The sequence below is a fragment of the Pseudomonas sp. AK-TSAG1-1 genome (assembly GCF_056821665.1).
Genome location: NZ_CM165965.1, coordinates 3,738,216 through 3,762,006 on the forward strand (window position 1 = coordinate 3,738,216; position 23,791 = coordinate 3,762,006).

Below are 23,791 nucleotides of genomic sequence, written 5' to 3' on the forward strand. Positions count from 1 at the left end.
CGACGAAAGCGGTGGGTCATTCAGCAATTGTGCCGACTGAACCAGCGCCTTCGCGAGCAAGCCCGCTCCCACAGAAAAGCCAGGTATTCGCGGACTCGGGTTTTGTCGACTAACGTTATCCCCTCATCGGATTGAGCCCCTGCCAGTGACACCGGGCTCTTGATCAAGGAGAGACTGATGACGTCGCGTCGCAACATCGAACAGACCTACCGCACCTGGTCCAGCCCGATTCTGCTGGAGCTGAAAAAGCGCGAACACCAAATGGCGCCGGTCGAGCGTCAGGCACTGGAGAATGTCTTGGTCGAACGCCGATTGCTGGATGTGGGCAACCCGAACGGCCCTGACCGTCGCCAAGGCACTGCGCGCAAAAATGAGCGGCCAGGTTGATCACACCATCAGACCGGGTTGAGGTTCAGTGCCAGCTTCAACAGCTCTTTGCGCAGCATCGAAGGTTTCACTACAGCCATTGCCGCCTGCCATTGCAGCGGTAACAACCGAGTCAACTTCTGCTGGCTGACCACGGGTTCGGCCAGCAAACAACTCTTGCCGTCACGGATGCCGATGACGTTAAGCAACCAGTCATCGCCCTGCCCGGCCATCCATCCACAAATCTTGTTGTAATGTTTGTGAAGCAACCCGTCGGCATCCCACACCGTCATCTGCGCGAAAACCTGCGGCAGGTTGCTGTCCGGTTTGAAGCGTTTCAGGTCCGCCGCCAACGCGTCCTGTAGATCGACTTCGATGGCGGCCTGACATTCGAGGAAATACTGCTCGGGCCAGTTCGCTGCCAGATTCGCCCGCTGCGCCAACCATTCATAAGCCAGAACATCCAGCTCGGTGGTCATCTGCCCGGTGAAGTTGAGCGTGTTGTCTAGGATCGCCGTGGCCAGCAGTGCCGCGCTTGGCTCACTGATTCGCGAGAGCATGCCGGCGGCTTGCCAGCGCTGAAAAACCAGAGTCGCTGCCGCGCCAATCGGGCGGATGTCGGCGGCGGAACCCAGTCGCTCAGCCCAGTACCGTTCAAAACCCGGGTGATGGTCGAGGACCTCCACCACTTGGTCGAGCATCACCAGCGGGTCGAAGTGGTGATAGTCAGAAACATCCACCAGTACAAACGTGTCGTTTGCTTGCGGCGTGTAACGCTGAAAAGCAGCCCCCCAACTCAGAACGGTTGGCGACACGCTGCTGTTGGGTGCTGCACTACTGACGGCGCGGGCGGGAACGCCTTGCAGGCTGAGCAATTCTGCGTAGGCGATGCAGCAGGCGTAGGCGTCGATATCCAGATAGGCCGAGCCTGAGGTGATCACGGTGATGGGCGACATTGCGCGTCCCTGGCCAATATTTCAGGGCCGGCAACGTCGCACATCTGCGTGACGATGTGAAGTCAGGCCGCGCGCTGCCCCGCGGCCACCGCTGCCGAAGCCGCGAGCATCGCCCGCAACAACACCGCACATCCGGCGGCCAGATCGTCTGGCGCCGCGTTCTCGATTTCGTTGTGGCTGATGCCGCCCTCGCACGGCACGAAAATCATCCCGGCCGGGCCGAGTTCGGCCAGGAAGATCGCGTCATGGCCGGCGCCGCTGACGATGTCCATGTGCGACAGACCGAGACCTTTGGCAGCGCCGCGTACCGCTTCGACACAGCCTTTTTCGAAGTACAGCGGCGGGAAGTCGGCGGTCGGGGTCAGCTCATAGGTCAGGCCGTGTTCTTCGCAGGTGGCGTCGATGACCTGCTTCACCTCGGCAATCATCGAGTCCAGGCGCGCCGGTTGCAGATGACGGAAGTCGAGGGTCATGCGCACTTCACCGGGGATGACGTTGCGCGAGCCGGGATAGGCTTGCAGGCATCCGACCGTGCCGCAGGCGTGGGGTTGATGGCCGAGGGCGGCGCGATTGACGGCGCCGACAATGACCGAGGCGCCGACCAGCGCATCTTTGCGCAGGTGCATCGGCGTCGGACCGGCGTGGGCTTCGACGCCGCGCAACTTCAGGTCGAACCACTTTTGCCCGAGCGCGCCGAGTACCACGCCGATGGTTTTCTGCTCGTCCTCCAGAATCGGGCCTTGCTCGATGTGCGCCTCGAAATAAGCGCCGACCTTGTGCCCGCTGACTTTGCGCGGGCCGGCGTAGCCGATGGCATTCAGCGCTTCGCCGACGGTAACGCCCTCGGCATCGACCTTGGCCAGGGTTTCTTCGAGGGTGAATTTCTCGGCGAACACCCCCGAGCCCATCATGCACGGGGCGAAGCGTGAACCTTCTTCGTTGGTCCAGACCACCACTTCCAGCGGCGCTTCGGTTTCCACGCCGAGGTCATTGAGGGTGCGCAGCACTTCGACGCCGGCCAGCACGCCGAAGCAGCCGTCGAACTTGCCGCCGGTGGGCTGGGTGTCGATGTGACTGCCGGTCATCACCGGCGGCAGGTCGGGATTGCGCCCCGGACGACGGGCAAAGATGTTGCCGACCTCATCCACCGTGACGCTGCACCCGGCGTCCTTGCACCATTGCACGAACAGGTCGCGGGCCTGGCGGTCGAGGTCGGTCAGGGCCAGGCGACAGACCCCGCCCTTGACCGTGGCGCCGAGCTTGGCCAGTTCCATGAGCGAGGCCCAGAGGCGATCGCGGTTGATGTGCTGATGGGTGGATTGCAGAACGTCTACGGCTGCGTTCATGGTGATCTCCTCAGGCAGTTTCTTATGGGGGTTGCTGTGGTATCTGGTAGACCTCTATCGCGAGCAGGCTCACTCCTACAGGGAAACGCATTTCACTTGTAGGAGTGAGCCTGCTCGCGATGAGGCCCTCCCTTACACTGGAGATTTCACGACCGAAGGCTGCGCCCGCATCACGCACAACCCGTAATAAATCACCCCGCCCAGCGCCGAGCCGGTGAACCAGCCGTAGCTGTAGAACCAGCTGAACGCGTCGCTGCCGAGCGACAGCAGGGTCAGCAGCACCGGCACGCCAAACGCGGTAAACCCGGCCCAGTTCCATGCCGGATAGACGTCATCGCGATACAACCCGGCCAGGTCCAGTTGCTGTTTCTTGATCAGAAAGTAGTCCACCACCATGATCCCGGCGATCGGCCCGAGCAGGCTCGAATAACCCAGCAGCCAGTTGGAATACACGGTCTCCAGGCTAACGTCGGAGACGATCAGCCCGAGTTTCTTCAGCAGCTCGTGGGCCATCAGCGCCAGGCCAACGAAGCCGGTGAGCAACACCGCTTTGGTGCGATTGATCACCTTGGGCGCGATGTTCTGGAAGTCGTTGGTCGGCGAGACAATATTCGCCGCCGTATTGGTCGACAGCGTGGCGATGATGATCAGCGCCATGGCCACTGCGACCCACACCGGGCTTTGAATGTGTCCGATCAGGCTCACCGGATCGGACACGGTTACCCCGACCAGTTTCACCGAGGCGGCAGTCATCACCACGCCCAGCGAAGCGAACAAAAACATGGTCAGTGGCAGGCCGAAAATCTGCCCGAGGATCTGGTCCTTCTGGCTCTTGGCGTAGCGGCTGAAGTCAGGAATGTTCAGCGACAGCGTGGCCCAGAAGCCGACCATCGCCGTCAGTCCGGCGGCGAAGTAGCTGACCACACTGGCGCCTTCCGGGCGTTTCGGTGGAATCGCCAACAGCTCGGTCATCGACACATTGGGCATCGCCCACATCAGCAGGCCGATGCCGACGGCTACCAGCAACGGCGCAGACAGGGTTTCCAGCCACTTGATCGACTCGGCGCCACGGATCACCACCCACAGGTTCAGCGACCAGAAGATCATGAAACCGATCACTTCGCCGGTTCCGCCAAGGGATTTCCAGCCCTCGAAGATCGAGCCGAGAAACAGGTGAATCGCCAATCCGCCGAACATCGTTTGAATACCGAACCAGCCACACGCCACCAACGCGCGAATCAGGCACGGCACGTTGGAGCCGAGCACGCCGAACGACGAACGCAGCAGCACCGGAAATGGAATGCCGTACTTGGTGCCGGGAAAGGCGTTGAGCGTGAGCGGGATCAGTACGATGACGTTGGCCAGCAGAATCGCCATCAGTGCTTCGCCAACGCTCAGCCCGAAATACGCAGTGAGCACACCGCCCAGGGTGTAGGTCGGCACGCACACCGACATGCCGACCCACAGCGCGGTGATGTGCCATTTGTTCCAGGTTCGTTCGCGCACCTTGGTCGGTGCCATGTCGTGGTTGTATCGGGGACTGTCGAGCACGTCGCTGCCGGCTTCGAGTTCGAACAAGCCGTCGCGCCCGGTCACTTGCGATCTGTTCTGTTGCATGGCCGCTCCACTGTTTTTCTGATTATTTTTTTGCTCATCAGGCGGCTGCACACCAGGGTGCGAGCCGGACGATGGCCGGAGGAACTGACAACTTTCGTGTACCGGCCACGGTGTCAGCGGCGGCATCAATAAACGTGCCGGGTGCCCCGCTTGCGCATCGGGCCATGCTTCAACCGTTTTGCAACTTGATGATATTTTTCAGTTTTAATTATTCACCTGATGAGTTCTCGAAAACTTGTCTGGGTGCTCAGGCTAAACACCTGGCAAGTTGTCCGAACAGACAGGACTCAAACTGGTGCACTGCATTTATTTTCATTGTGAACGTGCAACCGCAGCTCAACTTCAAGCGGCTGATTTCACATAGGAAATCTTGCTCATATTTCCATCCTGTCAAGTGCGTCAAAATGGTGAACTGCCTCACCATTTTGGTGATTTATAGTTTTTATTGTTATTTTTCATACACTTAAAATAGCAATAAGCTTATAAAAAATAATCTTGAACAATTGCAGAACTGCGACTAGCTTCTATTCCTGACAGCGCTGACAGGAATACGTCGATCATCGCTGTACATCAATAAAACATTTAGAACCGGCACAAGTCGGTCATGCCTGCGAGGAACTCGGAATGTCTCTGTTGATCCGTGGCGCCACCGTTGTTACCCATGATGAAAGTTATCGCGCCGACGTTTATTGCGCCGACGGTGTGATCAAAGCCATCGGTGAAAACCTTGATATTCCCGCCGGCGCCGAGGTGCTCGACGGCAGCGGTCAATACCTGATGCCCGGCGGCATTGATCCACACACTCACATGCAACTGCCCTTCATGGGCACCGTGGCCAGTGAAGACTTCTACAGCGGTACGGCGGCCGGTCTGGCTGGCGGGACCACCTCGATCATCGACTTCGTGATTCCCAACCCACAGCAGTCGCTGATGGAAGCGTTTCACCAGTGGCGCGGCTGGGCGGAAAAGTCCGCATCCGACTATGGCTTCCACGTCGCGATCACCTGGTGGAGCGAGCAGGTGCGTGAGGAAATGGCCGAGCTGGTCAGTCATCACGGGATCAACAGCTTCAAGCATTTCATGGCCTACAAGAACGCGATCATGGCCGCCGACGACACGTTGGTAGCGAGCTTCGAGCGCTGCCTGGAACTCGGCGCAGTGCCGACCGTGCACGCGGAAAACGGCGAGCTGGTCTATCACCTGCAACGCAAGTTGATGGCTCAGGGCATCACCGGACCGGAAGCGCATCCGCTGTCACGGCCGTCACAGGTCGAGGGTGAAGCCGCGAGTCGGGCGATTCGTATCGCCGAGACCATCGGTACGCCGCTGTACCTGGTGCACGTTTCGACCAAGGAAGCCCTCGACGAAATTACCTATGCGCGCAGTAAGGGCCAACCGGTGTACGGCGAAGTGCTGGCCGGGCATCTGCTGCTCGACGACAGCGTTTACCAGCACCCGGACTGGCAGACCGCCGCCGGTTACGTGATGAGCCCGCCGTTCCGTCCGCGCGGCCATCAAGAGGCACTTTGGCATGGATTGCAAAGCGGCAATCTGCACACCACCGCCACCGACCATTGCTGCTTCTGCGCCGAACAGAAAGCCGCCGGCCGCGACGACTTCAGCAAGATCCCCAACGGCACCGCTGGCATCGAAGACCGCATGGCGGTGTTGTGGGATGAAGGGGTCAACAGCGGGCGTTTGTCGATGCAGGACTTCGTCGCATTGACCTCCACCAACACGGCAAAAATCTTCAACCTCTACCCGCGCAAGGGCGCGATCCGCGTCGGTGCCGATGCCGACCTGGTGCTGTGGGACCCGCAAGGCACCCGCACCATCTCCGCCAAGACCCACCATCAGCAGGTGGACTTCAACATCTTCGAAGGCAAGACCGTGCGCGGCGTGCCGAGCCATACCGTCAGCCAGGGCAAAGTGGTCTGGGCCGACGGTGATCTGCGCGCCGAGCGCGGGGCCGGACGCTATATCGAACGGCCGGCGTATCCGGCGGTGTTTGATTTGCTGAGCAAGCGGGCTGAGATGCACAAGCCGACTGCCGTTAAACGCTGACACCGAGGCCTTCGGCCTTCGCGAGCAGGCTCGCTCCCACATTTGAAATGCATTCCCCTGTGGGAGCGAGCCTGCTCGCGAAAGGGCCCGTTCGGACACCACAAAAACCACTGCCCGACAGAGGCAGAGAACCTCAATAACCGTGAGGCACAAAACCGTGATCGAGACCCTGAACCATCTCCCGCACCCGCACGAAAGCGCGGCCGCCCTCGCCGGCCACTTCACCGATCTGGCGCCGCCGCTCAATGCCCGGCAGGCGCATCTGGAAGCATCGCGCTGCCTGTATTGCTACGACGCACCGTGCGTGAATGCGTGCCCGAGCGAGATCGACATTCCGTCGTTCATCCGCAACATCCATCAGGACAACGTGCCCGGTGCAGCGCAGAAGATTCTTTCGGCGAACATCCTCGGCGGTAGTTGCGCTCGGGTCTGTCCGACCGAAATCCTCTGCCAGCAAGCCTGCGTGCGTAACAACGCCCACGAATGCGCGCCGGTGCTGATCGGCCTGCTGCAACGCTACGCCGTGGACAACGCGCACTTCACCGAGCATCCGTTCCAGCGTGCGGCCAGCACAGGCAAGCGCATCGCCGTGGTCGGTGCCGGGCCGGCAGGCTTGTCCTGCGCCCATCGCAGCGCCATGCACGGTCATGACGTGGTGATTTTCGAAGCGCGGGAGAAGGCTGGCGGCCTTAATGAATACGGGATCGCCAAGTACAAACTGGTCGACGACTATGCGCAGAAAGAATTGGATTTCCTGCTGCAGATCGGCGGCATCGAAATCCGTCACGGACAGAAACTCGGCGACAACCTGACCCTCAGCGAATTGCATCAGCAGTTCGACGCGGTGTTCCTCGGCCTCGGCCTCAACGCCAGTAAACAACTCGGTCTGGCCCACGAGGACGCCCCCGGCCTGCTCGCCGCCACCGACTACATCCGCGAACTGCGCCAGGCCGATGACCTGTCGCAACTGCCGCTGGCCGAGCACTGCATCGTCCTCGGCGCCGGCAACACCGCGATCGACATGGCCGTGCAAATGGCCCGCCTCGGTGCCCGCGATGTCAATCTGGTGTATCGCCGTGGCGCGGCGGACATGGGTGCAACCGGCCATGAACAGGACATCGCCAAGGCCAATCAGGTGCGGCTGCTGACCTGGGCGCAACCGGAGGAAGTGCTGCTCGACGCACAAGGCCAGGTGCGCGGCATGCGTTTCGCCCGTACGCAACTGAACGACGGTCGCCTGCAAACCACCGGCGAAACCTTCGAACTGGCCGCTGACGCGATCTTCAAAGCCATCGGTCAGGCCTTCGACGGCAGCGCCCTCGCCGACCCGCTGGCCCGCGAACTCAAGCGTCAGGGCGAACGGATTCAGGTCGATGAAAATCTGCGCACCAGCATCCCCGGCGTGTATGCCGGCGGCGATTGCACCAGCCTCGATCAGGACCTCACTGTGCAGGCCGTACAGCACGGCAAACGCGCCGCCGAGGCGATCAACGCACAACTGATGCTCAACGTGGAGGCTGCATAAATGGCCGATCTCTCGATTGTCTTCGCCGGTATCAAAGCCCCCAACCCGTTCTGGCTGGCCTCCGCGCCGCCGACCGACAAGGCCTACAACGTGGTCCGCGCCTTCGAGGCCGGTTGGGGCGGCGTGGTCTGGAAAACCCTCGGCGAGGACCCGGCGGCGGTCAACGTCTCATCGCGCTACTCGGCGCACTACGGCAACAACCGCGAAGTGCTGGGCATCAACAACATCGAACTGATCACCGACCGCTCGCTGGAGATCAACCTGCGCGAGATCACCCAAGTGAAGAAAGACTGGCCGGACCGCGCGCTGATCGTCTCGCTGATGGTGCCGTGCGTGGAGGAGTCGTGGAAACACATCCTGCCGCTGGTGGAGGCCACCGGTGCCGATGGCATCGAGCTGAATTTCGGCTGCCCCCACGGCATGCCGGAGCGCGGCATGGGCGCGGCGGTGGGTCAGGTGCCGGAGTACGTCGAGCAAGTGACGCGCTGGTGCAAGACCTATTGCTCGCTGCCGGTGATCGTCAAACTGACGCCGAACATCACCGACATCCGCGTCGCCGCTCGCGCTGCGCATCGCGGTGGCGCCGATGCGGTGTCGCTGATCAACACCATCAACTCGATCACCAGCGTCGATCTGGAACACATGGTCGCCCTGCCCACCGTCGGCAGCAAAAGCACCCACGGCGGTTATTGCGGTTCGGCGGTCAAACCGATTGCGCTGAACATGGTCGCCGAGATTGCCCGTGATCCGCAGACCCAAGGCCTGCCGATCTGTGGCATTGGCGGCATCGGGAGCTGGCGCGATGCGGCGGAATTCATCGCACTGGGCAGCGGCGCGGTGCAGGTTTGCACGGCGGCGATGCTGCATGGGTTCCGGATTGTCGAGGAGATGAAGGACGGCCTGTCACGCTGGATGGACAGTCAGGGCTATGCGGACATTGCCGCGTTTTCCGGGCGTGCGGTGGGCAACACCACCGACTGGAAGTACCTCGACATCAACTATCAGGTGATCGCCAAGATCGACCAAGAGGCGTGCATTGGTTGCGGGCGTTGCCACATTGCCTGCGAAGACACTTCACACCAGGCGATCAGCAGCCTGAAGCAGGCCGATGGCACGCATATATATGAAGTGATCGATGATGAGTGCGTGGGCTGCAATCTGTGCCAGATCACCTGCCCGGTGGCCGACTGCATCGAGATGGTGCCGATGGAGACGGGCAAGCCGTTTCTGGACTGGAATCATGATCCGCGCAATCCGTACCATGTCTCACCTTAAGGCCGGTAGCGTCTGAACTGACGCCTTCGCGAGCAAGCCCGCTCCCACATTTGGAATGCGTTCCTCCTGTGGGAGCGGGCTTGCTCGCGAAGAGGCCAGCGGCTTCAACACATCAATCAGGGTTCCAATCCGATTCCGCGCAAAATCACACTGGTCACCGTCTGCACCGCCCGCTCGAACTGCATGTCCGACAGCGGCTGGTGCTCATTCAGAATATTCACCTGATGATCGAAGTCGGCGTAATGCTGGGTCGAGGCCCAGATCATGTACAGCAGGCTCGACGGTTCCACCGGCAGAATCCGCTGGTCTTCGACCCACTGACGGATCTTCGCTTCCTTCATTTTCGCCCAGTCGTACAGGCTGATGTCCAGCGCCTCGCCCAAGGTCGGCGCGCCGTGGATGATCTCATTGGCCCAGACTTTCGACCCGTATGGCCGGCTGCGCGAGTGGTTCATCTTGGCGCGGATGTAGCTGCTGAGCACCACTCGCGGATCGTCGAACATCTCGAAGCACAGCGCATCCTGCTTCCACACTTCCAGCAGATCAAACAGCACCGCGCTGTACAGTTCGCTCTTGGTCGAAAAGTAGTAATGCAGATTGGAACGCGGCAATTGCACTTCAGCAGCGATGTCAGCCATGGCGGTGCCGCCGAAGCCTTTTTCGGCGAAGACTTTTTCCGCCGCCAGAAGGATTTTCTCGACGTTGCTGCGACGAATCTCGATCTTGTGATTGCCCATGTGGGCTCCCTGACAACAGCGTTGCCCAAGACTAGCACCCGCTCTGGTGCCGGGGCGACCGCTGAAAACGAAACTTCGTACAGACGCACGCGGATGAGTAAACTGGGCACCTCTCAGTTCCTGCCTCAGAGGTATCCGCGATGCTGCTCAAGAACGTCCTGACCACCACTGCCCTGCTCACCTCCCTGTTCACCGCGTCTTGCGTCTTCGCCCACGCCCATCTGAAAAGCCAGACCCCGGCTGCCGACAGCACCGTCGCCGCACCTGCGGACCTGCGCCTGACCTTCTCCGAAGGCGTCGAAGCCAGTTTCACCAAAGTCACCTTGACCCACGATGGCGCTCCGGTCGCGATCAAGCCACTGAGCACCGAAGGCGACAAGAAAACCCTGATCGTCACCCCGGCAGCGCCACTCAGCGCCGGTGAGTACAAGGTCGAATGGCACGCAGTGTCGGTCGACACGCACAAGAGCGAAGGCGCCTATCAGTTCAAGGTTGGCCAGTAATTCATGAATGAAGCGCTGGTGCTGTGCCGCTTTGTGCATTTCAGCGTGGTGTTGATGCTGTTCGGGGCCTGGCTGTTCCGGCCGCTGTTGCTCAAGGCGCCAGTGCCGGCGCTGGATCGGCAAGTGGCGCGACTGGCGCGCTGGCTGGCGACGATTGCGCTGGTCAGCGGCGTTACCTGGGCGCTGTTGATCACCGCGAGCATGGCCGGGTCGGCAGCGGCAGCGTTCGATCCGGACACCGTTGGCGTGGTGCTGGGCAACACGTTTTTCGGTCAGGTCTGGCGTTGGCATCTGCTGATCAATGCGCTGTTGCTGGCGTTGCTGTTCACGCCGTGGCGTTCGAGCGCACCGTTGCGTCTGGGCTTGAGTGCGTTATTGTTGGCGACGCTGGCGCCGGTCGGTCACGGCGCAATGCTCGATGGCCTCAGCGGGCAATTGCTGATCCTCAACCAGATCATTCACCTGACGTGCGTAGCCTCGTGGCTCGGCGGTTTGTTGCTGCTGGTGCTGATTTTGCGCCAGCCAGGCGAACCGATCAGCCGGATCCTGCAGCGCTTCAGCGGTGTCGGTTACGCGGTGGTGGCGGGCCTGCTGCTCACCGGGCTGATCAACGTCCGCGTGCTCACCGGCCAGTGGTGGCCGACGCCGCTGTTCGCAGGCTTTGCCCTGATTCTGCTGATCAAGGCTGCGCTGGTGCTGGGCATGCTCGCCCTGGCGCTGTTCAATCGTCTGCGGATTGATGATTGCCAACAGCGCATGGGCGCGCTCAAACGCAGTGTGGTGCTGGAATGGATGCTGGGGATGGGTGCTGTGGCAGCCGTTTCACTACTCGGCACCCTGCCGCCGATGATTTCCGCCTGAACCCAGCTCAAACGGTGGGAGCGGGTTTGCTCGCGAAGGCGGCATGTCAGATACGCAACGATCAACTGACACACCGCGTTCGCGAGCAAGCCCGCTCCCCCAGGGTTATGAGCTGATCAGTGAGGTTGGGTATCGCCCTTGGCGGTATCGATGCTGACCACCACCGACATCCCCGGGCGCAAGCGCTCCTCTTCCTGCTGATCCGGATCGATGGTGATCCGTACCGGAACCCGCTGGGCGATTTTCACGAAATTGCCGGTGGCGTTGTCGGCCTGCAACAGGGCGAACTCCGAGCCGGTGCCGGGTGAGATGTGCTGTACATGCCCGGTGAATCTGCGGTGGTTCAAGGCATCGACAGTGAAGCGCACCGGTTGCCCGACGCGCACGTTGTCCATCTGGGTTTCCTTCATGTTGGCGATCACCCATTTCTGGTTCGGCACCAGCGCCATCAACTGCGCGCCGGAGTTGACATAGGCCCCAAGGCGCACACCGATCTGCCCCAGCTGGCCGTCACGCGGCGCCACGATGCGGGTGTTCGACAAATCGATCCGTGCCAGTTGCACCGCCGCTTCGGCACTGGTCACTGCAGCTTCCAGCGAGCCGCGATTGACGATCACCGTTTGCAGGTCCTGACGGGCGATTTCCAGATTGGCCTTGGCCTGTGCCACGGCGGCGATGCCTTGCGCGTTAGCCGCCAGGGCGACGTCCATCTCACGCTTGGACACTGAGCCGTCACTCACCAGTTCCTTGTTGCGCCGCAAGTCCGCCTCGCTTTTGCGCAACTGGGCCTCACTGTCGGCGACCACCGCCTGGCGCAATTTGATCGTCGCTTCGGCGCTGTTGCGCTGCTGCACCACATTCGCCAGCGAAGCCTTCTGCACCGCCAGTTGCGCCAGTGCCTGATCGAGGTGCTGCTGATAAATCCGGTCGTCCAGGCGCACCAGCAAATCGCCGGCCTTGACGAACTGGAAGTCCTGCACCGGCACTTCATACACGTAGCCGCTGAGCTGTGGCCCGATGATCGTCACCTGCCCGCGCACCAGCGCGTTTTCGGTGGTCTCGACCGCGCTGCTGAACGGTGGCAGTTGCCAGGCGTACAGCACGATCAGCACGCCGACGATGGCAATCGCGGCAAAGCCCAGCGACGAGATGATCCGCACCCGCAACGAGCGCGGCTCGGTGTTCGGCGAGGACGGCGGCGCGACGCCTTCCGGGGTGGCGGCAATGGCGTTGGTGGTTGTGGTGGTCGGTTCGGTCATGAATTGGAGGCACCGCTAGAAGGTACGGAAGGCGCAGGGTCGACGGCTTTGGTGGTGCTCATCAGCCACAGCGCACGAATGGAAAGCCAGATCATGGTTAGCACCGCAATCACGGCGATCAACATGAACACATCGTTATAGGCCAGCACGTTGGCTTCGCGGGTCGCGGCATTCGACAGGCTGCGAATCCCGGCCAGGTTGCGCAGGCTCGGGTCGGCCAGCAAGGAGCCATAGGCCGACCCGCCGCTCTGCACCCGGGCGGCCACCAGCGGATCGGACAGCGTCAGGTGCTCGACAAGGTGGCTGGAATGGAATTTCTCGCGCGCGATCTGAAACGTACCCAGCAGCGCCGCGCCGAGCAGCCCGCCGAGGTTGTTGCAGATCCCGAACAACACCGAAAAGCTCACCAGATTGCGCGGATTGGTCAGCACGTTGCGGGTGCCGAAGACCATGGTCGGACCGAGGAAAAACGTGCTGCCGAAGGCCAGCAGGAACTGGCTGAAATACAGGTTCGCCGGGCGGGTCAGGTTGTTGGAAAAGCTGTCCATCACCGAGCCGGTGGCCATCAACGCCAGCGAGATGATCAATGGCATCAGCAAGTGCTTGGGGTCGATGGTCAGTGCACTGGTCGCCAACCCGGCGATACTGCCAATGAGCATGACCACGTACAGACTGTGTAACTGCTCATAACCCATGTTCAGGTTTTGCATGAAACCGACGGCGCCGGTGGATTGCTCCGAAGTGACCATGCGAATCAGGGTCACCGCCAGCGCCAGGCGGATCATCGTGCCGCTGCCGAGCCAGCGGGTCATCAGCATCGGGTTGCTGCGGTTGTGCTCGATGGCCAGGCCCGCGAGGATCAAGGCAATCGAGGCGGCGAGCGCATAGCCGATCCAGTTCGCCTCCAGCCACCAGTCGATGCGCCCCAGCGACAGTACCGCGCAGAGCAGTGCCACGCCGCTGGCGAGGATGGCGAAGGTAAGGAAATCCAGCGGTTCGAAGGTTTTGAAGCGGTCACCGGGCGGCAACTTGAGCATCAGTACGCAACCCAGCGACAACAAAGCCATGCCCAGCTCGAACAGGTACAAGCCGCGCCATTCAGCGATCTGCAACAGGTCTTCGGAAAACAGTCGCGCCAGCGGCAGCGCCAGTTGCGAGGCACCCAGTCCCAGCACCAGCGCCTTCAGTCGCCACTTGGCCGGAAACGCCTGAACCATGTAATACAGGCCCAGCGAACTCAGTGCTGCACCGACCATGCCGTGGGCCGCGCGCACCGCGATGGCCGAGCTCAGGTCATTGACGAACAGATGACCGAACGTCACCAGCGCATACAGCACCAGAAACACCTCGGTGAATGCGCGCAGGCCGAACTGCTGGCGAAACTTCACCAGCAGCAGGTTCATCGAGACGTTGGTCATCACGTACGCGGCCGGCAGCCAGGCCATCTCCGCCGTGGTCGCGCCCAGCGCGCCTTGCAGGTAAGGCAGGTTGGCGACCACCAGCGAGTTGCCCAAGCCACCGGTCACCGCCACCAACAGCCCGACCAGCGCATAGGCCAGACGTTTGCGGCTGGAATGCAGCGGCGTCGAGGGGGAACCGGGCAGACTGGGCTTCTCGTGAGGCTGCCAGTTGCGCGGGGCGTATCGATCCATTGAATGGCCTTGTGCTGGAGATGACTGAAGTTTGCCGCAAAATCATCGGTTTCACACTCATCCAGAGTGGGAGCGGGCTTGCTCGCGAAGGCGGTGTATCCGTCGACATATTTATGGACTGGCACTGCGCCTTCGCGAGCAAGCCCGCTCCCACCGGGATTTGCACATAGTTTAATTCGTAAGAATTGTTTCAAGGAACGCTTCATTCGGAACGCACAGGCGCATCCGAAAGTCAGCTTCATGCGCAAGGATCAGATCACGCAGATCGTGCTGACCGAGAAAAATCCGCTGATCGACTGAAGAACGAAAGACCGTCCGATCTTTTCAGGCGCGGAGCAGCATATAGGCGGCGACCACCAGACACACACTGGCAAATCCGACCTGCAGCGCCCGCGCCGGCACCCGCGCGCAGAGTTTGCGGCCGATAATCATGCCGACGATACTCGCCACAATGAATGCCATACCTTGCCCGTCGATGCGCACCCCGGCATGGAACGCGCCAATCACGCCAATGGCGGAAATCAGGCTGATGACCATCAGCGAAGTGGCGACGATGCCGCGCATCTGCACATCGGTCAGTTGCTTGAACGCCGGCACGATCAGGAAGCCGCCGCCAACGCCGAGCAAACCCGAAACCACACCGGTCACCGCGCCCAATGCCGCAAGGGTCGCGGTGCATTTGGCGGTCCAGTCGAAACGCCCGGTCTGTTCATTGAGCATGCAGTTCTTCTGCCCCCAGCTCGCGTGACCGTGATCGCTCGGCCCCTCCTGCTGACGCTCACGGCGCAACATGCGCCAGGCCACCATGACCATCAGCAGACTGAAAAGGATCATCAGGATCTTCTCCGACAACTGGTGCGCGAAGTAGATGCCCAGCGGCGAAAACACTGCACCGAGCGCAGCAATCAGCAGCGCCGCGCGATAGCGCACCAGTCCATGGCGCAAACCGTCGATCGCCCCGACCGCCGCCGCACTGCCCACCGCAAACAACGCAACAGGCGCCGCTTGCGTCATGCTCCAGCCCAGACCGAGCACCAGCGCGGGCACCGCGAGAATTCCGCCGCCCGCGCCGGTCAGCCCGAGAATCAACCCCATCACCACGCCAAACAGACTCGCCAGCAACATAGCGTTTTCTCAGTCAACCTTGGACAAGGACGTCAGCCACTCGCGGCCCTTGAGCATGCCGTTCCAGTAGAACCACGGCAGCAGCGTTGCCTTGAGGAACCACGCCGAGCGTCGCGGCACGGTCGCATCAAGGGCGAAGGTCGGCAGCAGTTTGCCGCCGTAGCCGAACTCGGCGAGGATCACCTTGCCCTTCTCCACCGTCAGCGGGCAGGAACCGTAGCCGTCGTACTTCAGTGGAAGCGGTTGCTGCTTGCGCAGGGCCAGCAGGTTTTCTGCGACTACGACGACCTGCTTGCGCACGGCAGCAGCAGTTTTCGCATTGCTCGTGCCGCAGATGTCACCGAGGCCGAATACCTCGGGATAGCGCGTGTGTTGAAGAGTGTGCGGATTGACCTCGCACCAGCCAGCGGCGTCGGCCAGCGGGCTCTGGGCGATGAATTGCGGCGCGACTTGCGGCGGCACCACGTGCAGCAGATCGAAGGTTTTCGCTTCACGGGTGACGTTGCCGTCGGCGTCCTTGACCTCGAACCAGGCGGTTTTCGCCGGGCCGTCAACCTTGACCAGATTGCTGTTGAAGGCCAGTTGCGCGTTGTACTTTTCGATGTACTTCATCAGCGGCGGAACGAAGGTGGCGACGCCGAACAACGCCGCGCCAGCCAGGTTGAATTCAACCTCGACCTGGTTCAACACACCGGCTTTGCGCCAGTGGTCGCACGACAGGTACAAGGCCTTCTGCGGTGCGCCGGCGCATTTGATCGGCATCGCCGGCTGGGTGAACAGCGCCTTGCCGCCGCGCAGTTTCTGCACCTGATCCCAGGTGTATTGCGAATGCTGATAGCTGTAATTGGAGGTCACGCCGTGCTGGCCGAGGCTTTCCTGCAAACCCTCGATCTTCTCCCAGGCCAGACGCAGGCCGGGGCAAACAATCAGGTTCTGGTAAGTGACGGTGCGTTGATCGTCGAGGGTCAACTGGCGCTGGTCGGGATCGATGCCGGTTACCGCCGCCTGAATCCAGGTGGCCTGACGCGGCATCACCTTGCTCATCGGTCGAGCGGTGTCCTTGACGTCGTAGGCGCCACCGCCGACCAGGGTCCACGCCGGTTGGTAGTAGTGCTGGGTGCTCGGCTCGATGACCGTGACTTTCAGATGGGGATCACGCTTGAGCAGACTGGCGACGAAGCCGATGCCGGCGGTACCGCCGCCGATGACCACGATATCTGCACTGATGGATGAGCCCCAGTGTTGATCGTTCATTGCTTGTTCCTTATTGCTGCACGCAAGGTTGTCTTAGCCTTCACATAAAACCAATGTGGGAGCGGGCTTGCTCGCGAAGGCGTCGTATCATTCAGCAGTAATGTCGACTGATTCGACGCCTTCGCGAGCAAGCCCGCTCCCACAGAGGATAAAAGTGTTGGCCAGCATTTATGGGTGACCCCAGCTCTTGAGCACCGCCCCGCAATACAACCCGGAGAGGGTTTTCATCACCTGGATGACTTCAGGGCTGGCCAGGCCGTAAAAAATGTATTTGCCTTCGCGACGGGTCGCCACCAGCCCTTCATCACGCAGGATGCCCAGTTGCTGGGACAGGGTTGGCTGACGCACGCCGGTCATTTTTTCCAGTTCGCCAACGTTGCGCTCGCCCTGGGTCAACTGGCACAGGATCAACAGGCGATCCTCGTTGGCCAGTGCCTTGAGCAGCGCGCAGGCCTTGGAGGCGGAAGCCCGTAGTTGGGCGACTTCACATTCGGTCAGACTGGATTGCATTTGCACGATGCCTTGAACGTCACTTAAGCTGTGAACATTATGTTTTTACATAAAGTGTTGCAACCCATTTCCCTTGTTCAGGTTCGTGTCCATGCCCGCGCAGATTGAAGCTTTCCTCGACCCCGCCTCCTCGACCTACAGCTACGTGGTCTATGAAGCCAGCGGCGGGCAGTGTGCAATCGTCGATCCGGTACTCGATTACGACGGCGCTGCCGGTCGCACCTGCACCGCGCAGGCCGACAGGATCATCACCTTCGTGCGTGAACACCGCTTGCAGGTGCAATGGTTGCTGGAAACCCACGCCCACGCTGATCACCTGTCCGCCGCGCCGTACTTGCGCCGCGAACTCGGCGGCCAGATCGCGATTGGCGAGTCGATCAGCACAGTGCAGAACGTGTTCAAGGCACTGTTCAATCTGGAACCGGAATTCTGCGTCGACGGCTCGCAGTTCGATCACCTGTTCGCGCCCAACGAGTCGTTCATGATCGGCAACCTCAAGGCCACCGCCCTGCACGTCCCCGGCCACACCCCGGCGGACATGGCTTACCTGATCGACGGCGAACAGATTCTGGTCGGCGACACGCTGTTCATGCCCGACGTCGGCACCGCCCGCTGCGACTTCCCCGGCGGCAACGCGCATCAACTGTTCAATTCAATTCACAAACTGCTGGCCTTCCCCGCCAGCGTCAAACTCTACGTCTGCCACGACTACCCGCCCGAAGGCCGCACCGCGCAGTGCCAGACCACCGTCGGCGAACAACGCCAAAGCAATATTCATGTGCACGACGGGATCGATGAAGCGGCGTTCGTCGAGATGCGCACCAAACGCGATGCCGGGCTGGGTATGCCGACACTGTTGCTGCCGGCGATTCAGGTGAATGTGCGGGCGGGGAATTTTCCGCAGGCCGAGGACAACGGCGTCGTGTATCTGAAAGTGCCGATCAACAAGCTCTGACAAAAAAAGATCTTCAGGCGCCCAGCGTCAACCCATTCGCCGGCAACGGCAACGCGGTTTTGTACCGCACCTGCTTCAAGGCAAAGCTCGACCGGATGTTCGCCACCCCCGGCACCTTGGTCAGAAAGTCCATCATGAAGCGCTCCAGCGACTGAATGGTCGGCACCAGCACCCGGATCAGATAGTCCGGGTCACCGGCCATCAGGTAGCACTCCATCACCTCGGGGCGGTCGGAAATCGCCTCTTCGAAATGCTGTAACGCCTCCTCGACCTGCTTCTCCAGGCTGACGTGAATGAACACGTTGACATGCAAGCCCAGCAGATCGGCGTCCAGCAGCGTCACCTGCTCGCGAATCAGCCCTAACTCCTCCATTGCCTTGACCCGGTTGAAACACGGCGTCGGCGACAGATTCACCGAGCGTGCGAGGTCGGCGTTGGTGATGCGCGCGTTCTCCTGAAGGCTGTTGAGAATGCCGATGTCGGTACGGTCCAGTTTGCGCATGAGACAAAACCACCTGTTTTTTATGTTTATGCAGAATTTCTATCTGCAAATCGTCTCCAGCGCAACGAAACAGAGAGAAATATTCTTCTGGCCCGGGCCTATGATTGTTGTAGGACAAGATTTCCTCTACCGAGGAATGACTGCCAGCTCACTACAAGAAATTCACAAGATCGAGCGTAGAAGCCATGACCCAAGCGTATGAACCGCTGCGTCTGCACGTCCCTGAACCTTCGGGCCGTCCAGGCTGCAAAACCGACTTCTCCTACCTGCATCTGACCGATGCCGGTACGGTGCGCAAACCTTCCATCGACGTCGAACCCGCCGACACCGCCGACCTGGCCCGTGGCCTGATCCGCGTGCTCGACGATCAGGGCAACGCCCTCGGCCCATGGGCTGAAAACGTGCCGGTCGAGATCCTTCGCAAGGGCATGCGCGCCATGCTCAAGACGCGGATCTACGACAATCGCATGGTGGTTGCCCAGCGTCAGAAAAAAATGTCGTTCTACATGCAAAGCCTTGGCGAAGAAGCCATCGGCAGCGCCCAGGCCTTGGCCTTGAACATCGACGACATGTGCTTTCCGACTTACCGCCAGCAAAGCATCCTGATGGCCCGCGAAGTGCCGTTGGTCGACCTGATCTGCCAACTGCTGTCCAACGAGCGCGATCCGCTCAAAGGCCGGCAACTGCCGATCATGTACTCGGTCAAGGACGCCGGTTTCTTTACCATTTCCGGCAACCTCGCGACCCAGTTCATTCAGGCTGTCGGCTGGGGCATGGCTTCGGCGATCAAGGGCGACACCAAAATCGCCTCGGCGTGGATCGGTGACGGCGCCACCGCCGAATCGGACTTCCACACCGCCCTCACCTTCGCTCACGTATACCGCGCGCCGGTGATCCTCAACGTGGTCAATAACCAATGGGCGATCTCGACCTTCCAGGCCATCGCCGGTGGTGAAGCCACCACCTTCGCCGGACGCGGCGTCGGTTGCGGCATCGCCTCGCTGCGCGTGGACGGCAACGACTTCTACGCGGTGTACGCCGCTTCCGCCTGGGCTGCCGAACGCGCCCGCCGCAACCTCGGCCCGACCATGATCGAATGGGTCACCTACCGCGCCGGCCCGCACTCGACCTCCGACGACCCGTCGAAATACCGCCCTGCCGATGACTGGAGCCATTTCCCGCTCGGCGACCCGATTGCCCGCCTGAAGCAGCACCTGATCAAGGTCGGCCACTGGTCGGAAGAAGAGCACGCCGCTGTCAGCGCCGAGCTTGAAGCCGAAGTGATTGCCGCGCAGAAACAGGCCGAACAGTACGGCACCCTCGCCGGCGGCCAGATTCCAAGCGCCGCGACCATGTTCGAAGACGTCTACAAAGAGATGCCGGAGCACTTGAAGCGCCAGCGTCAGCAGTTGGGGATCTGACATGAACGATCACAACAACAATATTCAGTTGGAAACCGCGATGACCACAACCACCATGACCATGATCCAGGCCCTGCGCTCGGCCATGGATGTGATGCTTGAGCGTGACGACAATGTGGTGGTGTTCGGTCAGGACGTCGGCTACTTCGGCGGCGTGTTCCGTTGCACCGAAGGCCTGCAGACCAAGTACGGCACCTCGCGGGTGTTCGACGCTCCGATCTCCGAAAGTGGCATCGTCGGCGTTGCCGTGGGCATGGGTGCCTACGGCCTGCGTCCGGTCGCCGAGATCCAGTTCGCAGACTACGTCTACCCCGCCTCCGACCAGATCATTTCCGAAGCGGCGCGCCTGCGTTATCGCTCGGCCGGCGAGTTCACTGCGCCGATGACCCTGCGCATGCCGTGCGGCGGCGGCATCTATGGCGGTCAGACGCACAGCCAGAGCATCGAGGCGATGTTCACTCAGGTGTGCGGCCTGCGCACCGTGATGCCCTCCAACCCGTACGACGCCAAGGGCCTGCTGATCGCCTCCATCGAAAACGATGACCCGGTGATCTTCCTCGAACCGAAACGCCTGTACAACGGCCCGTTCGACGGCCACCACGACCGCCCGGTAACCCCGTGGTCGAAACACCCGCAAGCCCAGGTGCCGGACGGTTACTACACCGTGCCGCTGGACGTCGCAGCGATCACGCGTCCGGGCAAGGACGTGACCGTGCTGACCTACGGCACCACCGTCTACGTCTCGCAAGTCGCGGCCGAAGAATCCGGTGTTGATGCCGAAGTCATCGACCTGCGCAGCCTGTGGCCGCTGGACCTGGAAACCATCGTCAAGTCGGTGAAGAAAACCGGTCGCTGTGTGGTGGTGCACGAAGCCACTCGTACCTGCGGTTTCGGCGCCGAGCTGGTGTCGCTGGTACAAGAGCACTGCTTCCATCACCTGGAAGCGCCGATCGAACGCGTCACCGGTTGGGACACCCCCTACCCGCACGCGCAAGAGTGGGCGTATTTCCCAGGGCCGTCCCGAGTGGGCGCGGCGTTGAAACGGGTCATGGAGGTCTGAATGGGCACGCACGTTATCAAGATGCCGGACATCGGCGAAGGCATCGCAGAAGTAGAACTGTCGCAGTGGCACGTCAAGGTTGGCGATCTGGTGGTTGAAGACCAGGTGCTGGCGGACGTGATGACCGACAAGGCGATGGTCGATATTCCGTCGCCAGTGCACGGCAAGGTGATTGCGCTCGGCGGTCAGCCGGGTGAAGTGATGGCGGTCGGCAGTGTGCTGATCAGCATCGAGGTGGAAGGTGCCGGCAACTTGAAAGAGTCCGCCGCGCCAGCTCCGGTTAAAGAGGCGCCGGTTGCGCCGAAAGCTCAAGCGCTGGTCGAGAGCAAACCTGCCGCCGCTGCTGCACCGCGTCAGGCTCCGGTTTGCCAAGGCCCGATGGTTGCCCGCGAGGCCGATGAGCGTCCTCTGGCTTCGCCGGCCGTGCGCAAACACGCGCTGGATCTGGGCATTCAGTTGCGTCTGGTACGCGGCACCGGCCCGGCCGGTCGCGTACTGCACGAAGACCTCGATACCTATCTGGCGCAAGGTCAGTCGAACGCTTCGGCGCCGGTTGCCGCCGCTTATGCCCAGCGTAACGACGAAGAACAGATTCAAGTGATCGGCATGCGCCGCAAGATCGCCCAGCGCATGCAGGACGCCACCCAGCGTGCCGCCCACTTCAGCTACGTCGAGGAAATCGATGTCACCGCGATTGAAGAACTGCGCGCGCACCTGAACGAAAAACACGGTGCCAGCCGTGGCAAGTTGACCTTGCTGCCATTCCTCGTCCGCGCGCTGGTCGTGGCCCTGCGCGACTTCCCGCAGATGAACGCCCGCTACGACGACGAAGCGCAGGTCATCACCCGCCTCGGCGCGGTGCATGTCGGCGTCGCCACGCAAAGCGATGTCGGCCTGATGGTGCCGGTGGTGCGTCACGCCGAAGCGCGTAGCTTGTGGGACAGCGCCGCGGAAATCTCGCGTCTGGCCAACGCCGCACGCAATGGCAAGGCCAGCCGCGACGAACTGTCCGGCTCGACCATCACCCTGACCAGCCTCGGTGCGCTGGGTGGCATCGTCAGCACCCCGGTGCTGAACCTGCCGGAAGTGGCGATCGTCGGCGTCAACAAAATCGTCGAACGCCCAATGGTCGTCAAAGGCCAGGTGGTCATCCGCAAGATGATGAACCTCTCCAGCTCCTTCGATCACCGCGTGGTCGACGGCATGGACGCGGCGCTCTTCATCCAGGCCATCCGTGGCTTGCTCGAACAACCCGCCACTTTGTTTGTGGAGTAAGGCACGCATGCAATCTCTGAACACTACGCTGCTGATCATTGGCGGCGGCCCCGGCGGTTACGTCACGGCAATTCGCGCCGGGCAACTGGGCATTTCCACCATTTTGGTCGAAGGCCAATCGCTGGGCGGTACTTGCCTGAACATCGGCTGCATTCCGTCGAAAGCGCTGATTCACGTGGCGGAACAGTTCCATCAGACCCGGCACCACAGTCAGCATTCGGCGCTGGGCATCAGCGTTGCGGCGCCGACCCTGGACATCAGTAAAAGCGTCGAGTGGAAGGATGGCATTGTTGATCGCCTGACCACTGGCGTCGCGGCGCTGCTGAAAAAGAACAAGGTTCAGGTCATCAATGGCTGGGCCAAGGTCATCGACGGCAAAACCGTGGAAGTCGGCGACACGCGGATCCAGTGTGAACACCTGGTGCTGGCCACCGGTTCGACCAGTGTCAACTTGCCGATCCTGCCGATCGGCGGGCCGATCATCTCCTCCACCGAAGCGCTGGCCCCCAAATCCGTGCCAAAACGTCTGGTGGTGGTCGGCGGTGGTTACATCGGTCTGGAACTGGGCATTGCTTACCGCAAGCTCGGCGCCGAGGTCAGCGTGGTCGAAGCGCAGGATCGCATCCTGCCGGCGTACGACGCCGAACTGACGCAACCGGTGCACGAAGCGCTGAAGCAACTGGGCGTGAAGCTATATCTGAAGCACAGCGTGCTGGGTTTCGACGGCACCTTGCAGGTGCGTGACCCGAACGGCGACACCCTCAATCTGGAAACCGATCAGGTGCTGGTGGCGGTCGGTCGCAAGCCGAACACGCAGGGCTGGAATCTCGAAGCACTGAACCTGGACATGAACGGTTCGGCGATCAAGATCGACAGCCGCTGTCAGACCAGCATGCGCAACGTCTACGCCATCGGCGACCTGAGCGGCGAACCGATGCTCGCGCACCGCGCCATGGCTCAGGGCGAAATGGTCGCCGAGCTGATCAGCGGCAAATCCCGCGAATTCAACCCGACCGCCATCGCCGCCGTGTGCTTCACCGACCCGGAACTGGTGGTGGTCGGCCAGACCCCGGACGAGGCCAAGGCTGCGGGGCTGGACTGCATCGTCTCGAGCTTCCCGTTCGCGGCCAACGGCCGAGCGATGACCCTGGAGTCGAAAAGCGGCTTCGTGCGGGTGGTCGCGCGTCGTGACAATCATGTGATTGTCGGTTGGCAAGCGGTCGGGGTGGGTGTTTCGGAATTGTCGACCGCGTTCGCGCAAAGCCTGGAAATGGGTGCGCGACTGGAAGACATCGGCGGCACCATCCACGCGCATCCGACTCTGGGTGAAGCGGTGCAGGAAGCGGCGTTGCGTGCCTTGGGGCATGCGTTGCACCTGTAATAGAGGGTGGCTGTGATGGCCCCTTCGCGAGTAAGCCCGCTCCCACATTTGGAATGCATTGCCCTGTGAGAGCGGGCTTGCTCGCGAATTCTTGAGTTCAACACCAACTATCTGTCTGTCATCCGATAGTCCGGGCTGCGAAACCGC

Annotated in this window: 21 protein-coding genes; 11 read left to right on the forward strand and 10 right to left on the reverse strand. The window is 61.4% G+C overall.

Going from position 1 to position 23,791, the window contains the following annotated elements:
• The first annotated feature begins 177 nt into the window (after window positions 1-177).
• Window positions 178-387 (forward strand): hypothetical protein, encoded by a 210-nt coding sequence (locus AC1UK9_RS16445; RefSeq protein WP_473012832.1) that lies wholly within the window; start codon window positions 178-180, stop codon window positions 385-387.
• A gap of 8 nt (window positions 388-395) precedes the next feature.
• On the opposite strand, the gene AC1UK9_RS16450 is transcribed toward AC1UK9_RS16445, so the two are convergent.
• The 3 genes from AC1UK9_RS16450 to AC1UK9_RS16460 form a co-directional block, all read right to left on the reverse strand.
• On the reverse strand, window positions 396-1,313 hold the full coding sequence (locus AC1UK9_RS16450; RefSeq protein ID WP_482580482.1) for a DHH family phosphoesterase: 918 nt from the start codon (window positions 1,311-1,313) through the stop codon (window positions 396-398).
• A gap of 71 nt (window positions 1,314-1,384) precedes the next feature.
• Window positions 1,385-2,668, reverse strand: a complete 1,284-nt coding sequence (locus tag AC1UK9_RS16455) for a Zn-dependent hydrolase (RefSeq protein WP_482578002.1) — start codon at window positions 2,666-2,668, stop codon at window positions 1,385-1,387.
• A gap of 132 nt (window positions 2,669-2,800) precedes the next feature.
• Complete coding sequence (locus tag AC1UK9_RS16460) at window positions 2,801-4,285, reverse strand: NCS1 family nucleobase:cation symporter-1 (protein WP_482578003.1); 1,485 nt, start codon at window positions 4,283-4,285, stop codon at window positions 2,801-2,803.
• Window positions 4,286-4,909: 624 nt separating this feature from the next.
• Between AC1UK9_RS16460 and hydA the strand changes: the two genes are divergently transcribed.
• The 3 genes from hydA (at window position 4,910) to preA (ending at window position 9,149) form a co-directional block, all read left to right on the forward strand.
• On the forward strand, window positions 4,910-6,349 hold the full coding sequence (hydA, locus tag AC1UK9_RS16465) for a dihydropyrimidinase (protein WP_473012835.1): 1,440 nt from the start codon (window positions 4,910-4,912) through the stop codon (window positions 6,347-6,349).
• Window positions 6,350-6,506: 157 nt separating this feature from the next.
• Window positions 6,507-7,874: an NAD(P)-dependent oxidoreductase gene (locus AC1UK9_RS16470; protein WP_025111424.1), complete on the forward strand. Its 1,368-nt coding sequence runs from the start codon at window positions 6,507-6,509 to the stop codon at window positions 7,872-7,874.
• A complete protein-coding gene (gene preA, locus AC1UK9_RS16475; protein ID WP_482578004.1) occupies window positions 7,875-9,149 on the forward strand; it encodes an NAD-dependent dihydropyrimidine dehydrogenase subunit PreA in 1,275 nt (424 codons plus the stop codon). It abuts the gene before it with no gap.
• A 116-nt stretch (window positions 9,150-9,265) separates the two neighbouring features.
• Here the strand turns inward: preA and AC1UK9_RS16480 are convergent, their stop codons facing one another.
• On the reverse strand, window positions 9,266-9,886 hold the full coding sequence (locus AC1UK9_RS16480) for a TetR/AcrR family transcriptional regulator (protein WP_025111422.1): 621 nt from the start codon (window positions 9,884-9,886) through the stop codon (window positions 9,266-9,268).
• 140 nt (window positions 9,887-10,026) lie between these two features.
• Between AC1UK9_RS16480 and copC the strand changes: the two genes are divergently transcribed.
• Window positions 10,027-10,389: a copper homeostasis periplasmic binding protein CopC gene (gene copC / locus AC1UK9_RS16485; RefSeq protein ID WP_473012838.1), complete on the forward strand. Its 363-nt coding sequence runs from the start codon at window positions 10,027-10,029 to the stop codon at window positions 10,387-10,389.
• A 3-nt stretch (window positions 10,390-10,392) separates the two neighbouring features.
• Window positions 10,393-11,250 (forward strand): copper homeostasis membrane protein CopD, encoded by an 858-nt coding sequence (gene copD / locus AC1UK9_RS16490; protein ID WP_482578005.1) that lies wholly within the window; start codon window positions 10,393-10,395, stop codon window positions 11,248-11,250.
• A 116-nt stretch (window positions 11,251-11,366) separates the two neighbouring features.
• Here the strand turns inward: copD and AC1UK9_RS16495 are convergent, their stop codons facing one another.
• From AC1UK9_RS16495 to AC1UK9_RS16515, 5 genes are all read right to left on the reverse strand, one after another.
• Window positions 11,367-12,509 carry an HlyD family secretion protein gene (locus tag AC1UK9_RS16495; protein WP_473012840.1) on the reverse strand — a complete coding sequence of 381 codons (1,143 nt, stop codon included), beginning with the start codon at window positions 12,507-12,509 and terminating at the stop codon, window positions 11,367-11,369.
• A complete protein-coding gene (locus AC1UK9_RS16500; protein WP_025111418.1) occupies window positions 12,506-14,161 on the reverse strand; it encodes an MFS transporter in 1,656 nt (551 codons plus the stop codon). Before AC1UK9_RS16500 ends, AC1UK9_RS16495 begins: the two co-directional genes overlap by 4 nt.
• Before the next feature lie 324 nt (window positions 14,162-14,485).
• Window positions 14,486-15,286 carry a sulfite exporter TauE/SafE family protein gene (locus tag AC1UK9_RS16505; RefSeq protein WP_025111417.1) on the reverse strand — a complete coding sequence of 267 codons (801 nt, stop codon included), beginning with the start codon at window positions 15,284-15,286 and terminating at the stop codon, window positions 14,486-14,488.
• A gap of 9 nt (window positions 15,287-15,295) precedes the next feature.
• Window positions 15,296-16,540, reverse strand: a complete 1,245-nt coding sequence (locus AC1UK9_RS16510; RefSeq protein ID WP_482578006.1) for an NAD(P)/FAD-dependent oxidoreductase — start codon at window positions 16,538-16,540, stop codon at window positions 15,296-15,298.
• A 168-nt stretch (window positions 16,541-16,708) separates the two neighbouring features.
• Window positions 16,709-17,050 (reverse strand): ArsR/SmtB family transcription factor, encoded by a 342-nt coding sequence (locus AC1UK9_RS16515; protein ID WP_003224002.1) that lies wholly within the window; start codon window positions 17,048-17,050, stop codon window positions 16,709-16,711.
• A gap of 91 nt (window positions 17,051-17,141) precedes the next feature.
• Here AC1UK9_RS16515 and AC1UK9_RS16520 point away from each other — a divergent pair, with 91 nt between their 5' ends.
• The gene (locus AC1UK9_RS16520; protein ID WP_482578008.1) at window positions 17,142-18,005 is read left to right on the forward strand and encodes an MBL fold metallo-hydrolase; all 864 of its coding nucleotides are present in this window, start codon (window positions 17,142-17,144) and stop codon (window positions 18,003-18,005) included.
• Window positions 18,006-18,018: 13 nt separating this feature from the next.
• On the opposite strand, the gene bkdR is transcribed toward AC1UK9_RS16520, so the two are convergent.
• Window positions 18,019-18,507, reverse strand: a complete 489-nt coding sequence (gene bkdR, locus AC1UK9_RS16525) for a Bkd operon transcriptional regulator BkdR (RefSeq protein ID WP_025111414.1) — start codon at window positions 18,505-18,507, stop codon at window positions 18,019-18,021.
• Window positions 18,508-18,692: 185 nt separating this feature from the next.
• Between bkdR and AC1UK9_RS16530 the strand changes: the two genes are divergently transcribed.
• Genes AC1UK9_RS16530 through lpdA form a run of 4 tightly spaced genes read left to right on the forward strand, consistent with a single transcriptional unit; the run spans window position 18,693 to window position 23,644 of the window.
• On the forward strand, window positions 18,693-19,928 hold the full coding sequence (locus AC1UK9_RS16530; protein WP_003224001.1) for a 3-methyl-2-oxobutanoate dehydrogenase (2-methylpropanoyl-transferring) subunit alpha: 1,236 nt from the start codon (window positions 18,693-18,695) through the stop codon (window positions 19,926-19,928).
• A gap of 1 nt (window position 19,929) precedes the next feature.
• Window positions 19,930-20,988: an alpha-ketoacid dehydrogenase subunit beta gene (locus AC1UK9_RS16535; protein ID WP_003224000.1), complete on the forward strand. Its 1,059-nt coding sequence runs from the start codon at window positions 19,930-19,932 to the stop codon at window positions 20,986-20,988.
• Window positions 20,989-22,263 carry a dihydrolipoamide acetyltransferase family protein gene (locus AC1UK9_RS16540; protein WP_473012843.1) on the forward strand — a complete coding sequence of 425 codons (1,275 nt, stop codon included), beginning with the start codon at window positions 20,989-20,991 and terminating at the stop codon, window positions 22,261-22,263.
• Between the two features lie 7 nt (window positions 22,264-22,270).
• A complete protein-coding gene (gene lpdA, locus AC1UK9_RS16545; protein WP_473012844.1) occupies window positions 22,271-23,644 on the forward strand; it encodes a dihydrolipoyl dehydrogenase in 1,374 nt (457 codons plus the stop codon).
• Window positions 23,645-23,791: the final 147 nt, after the last annotated feature.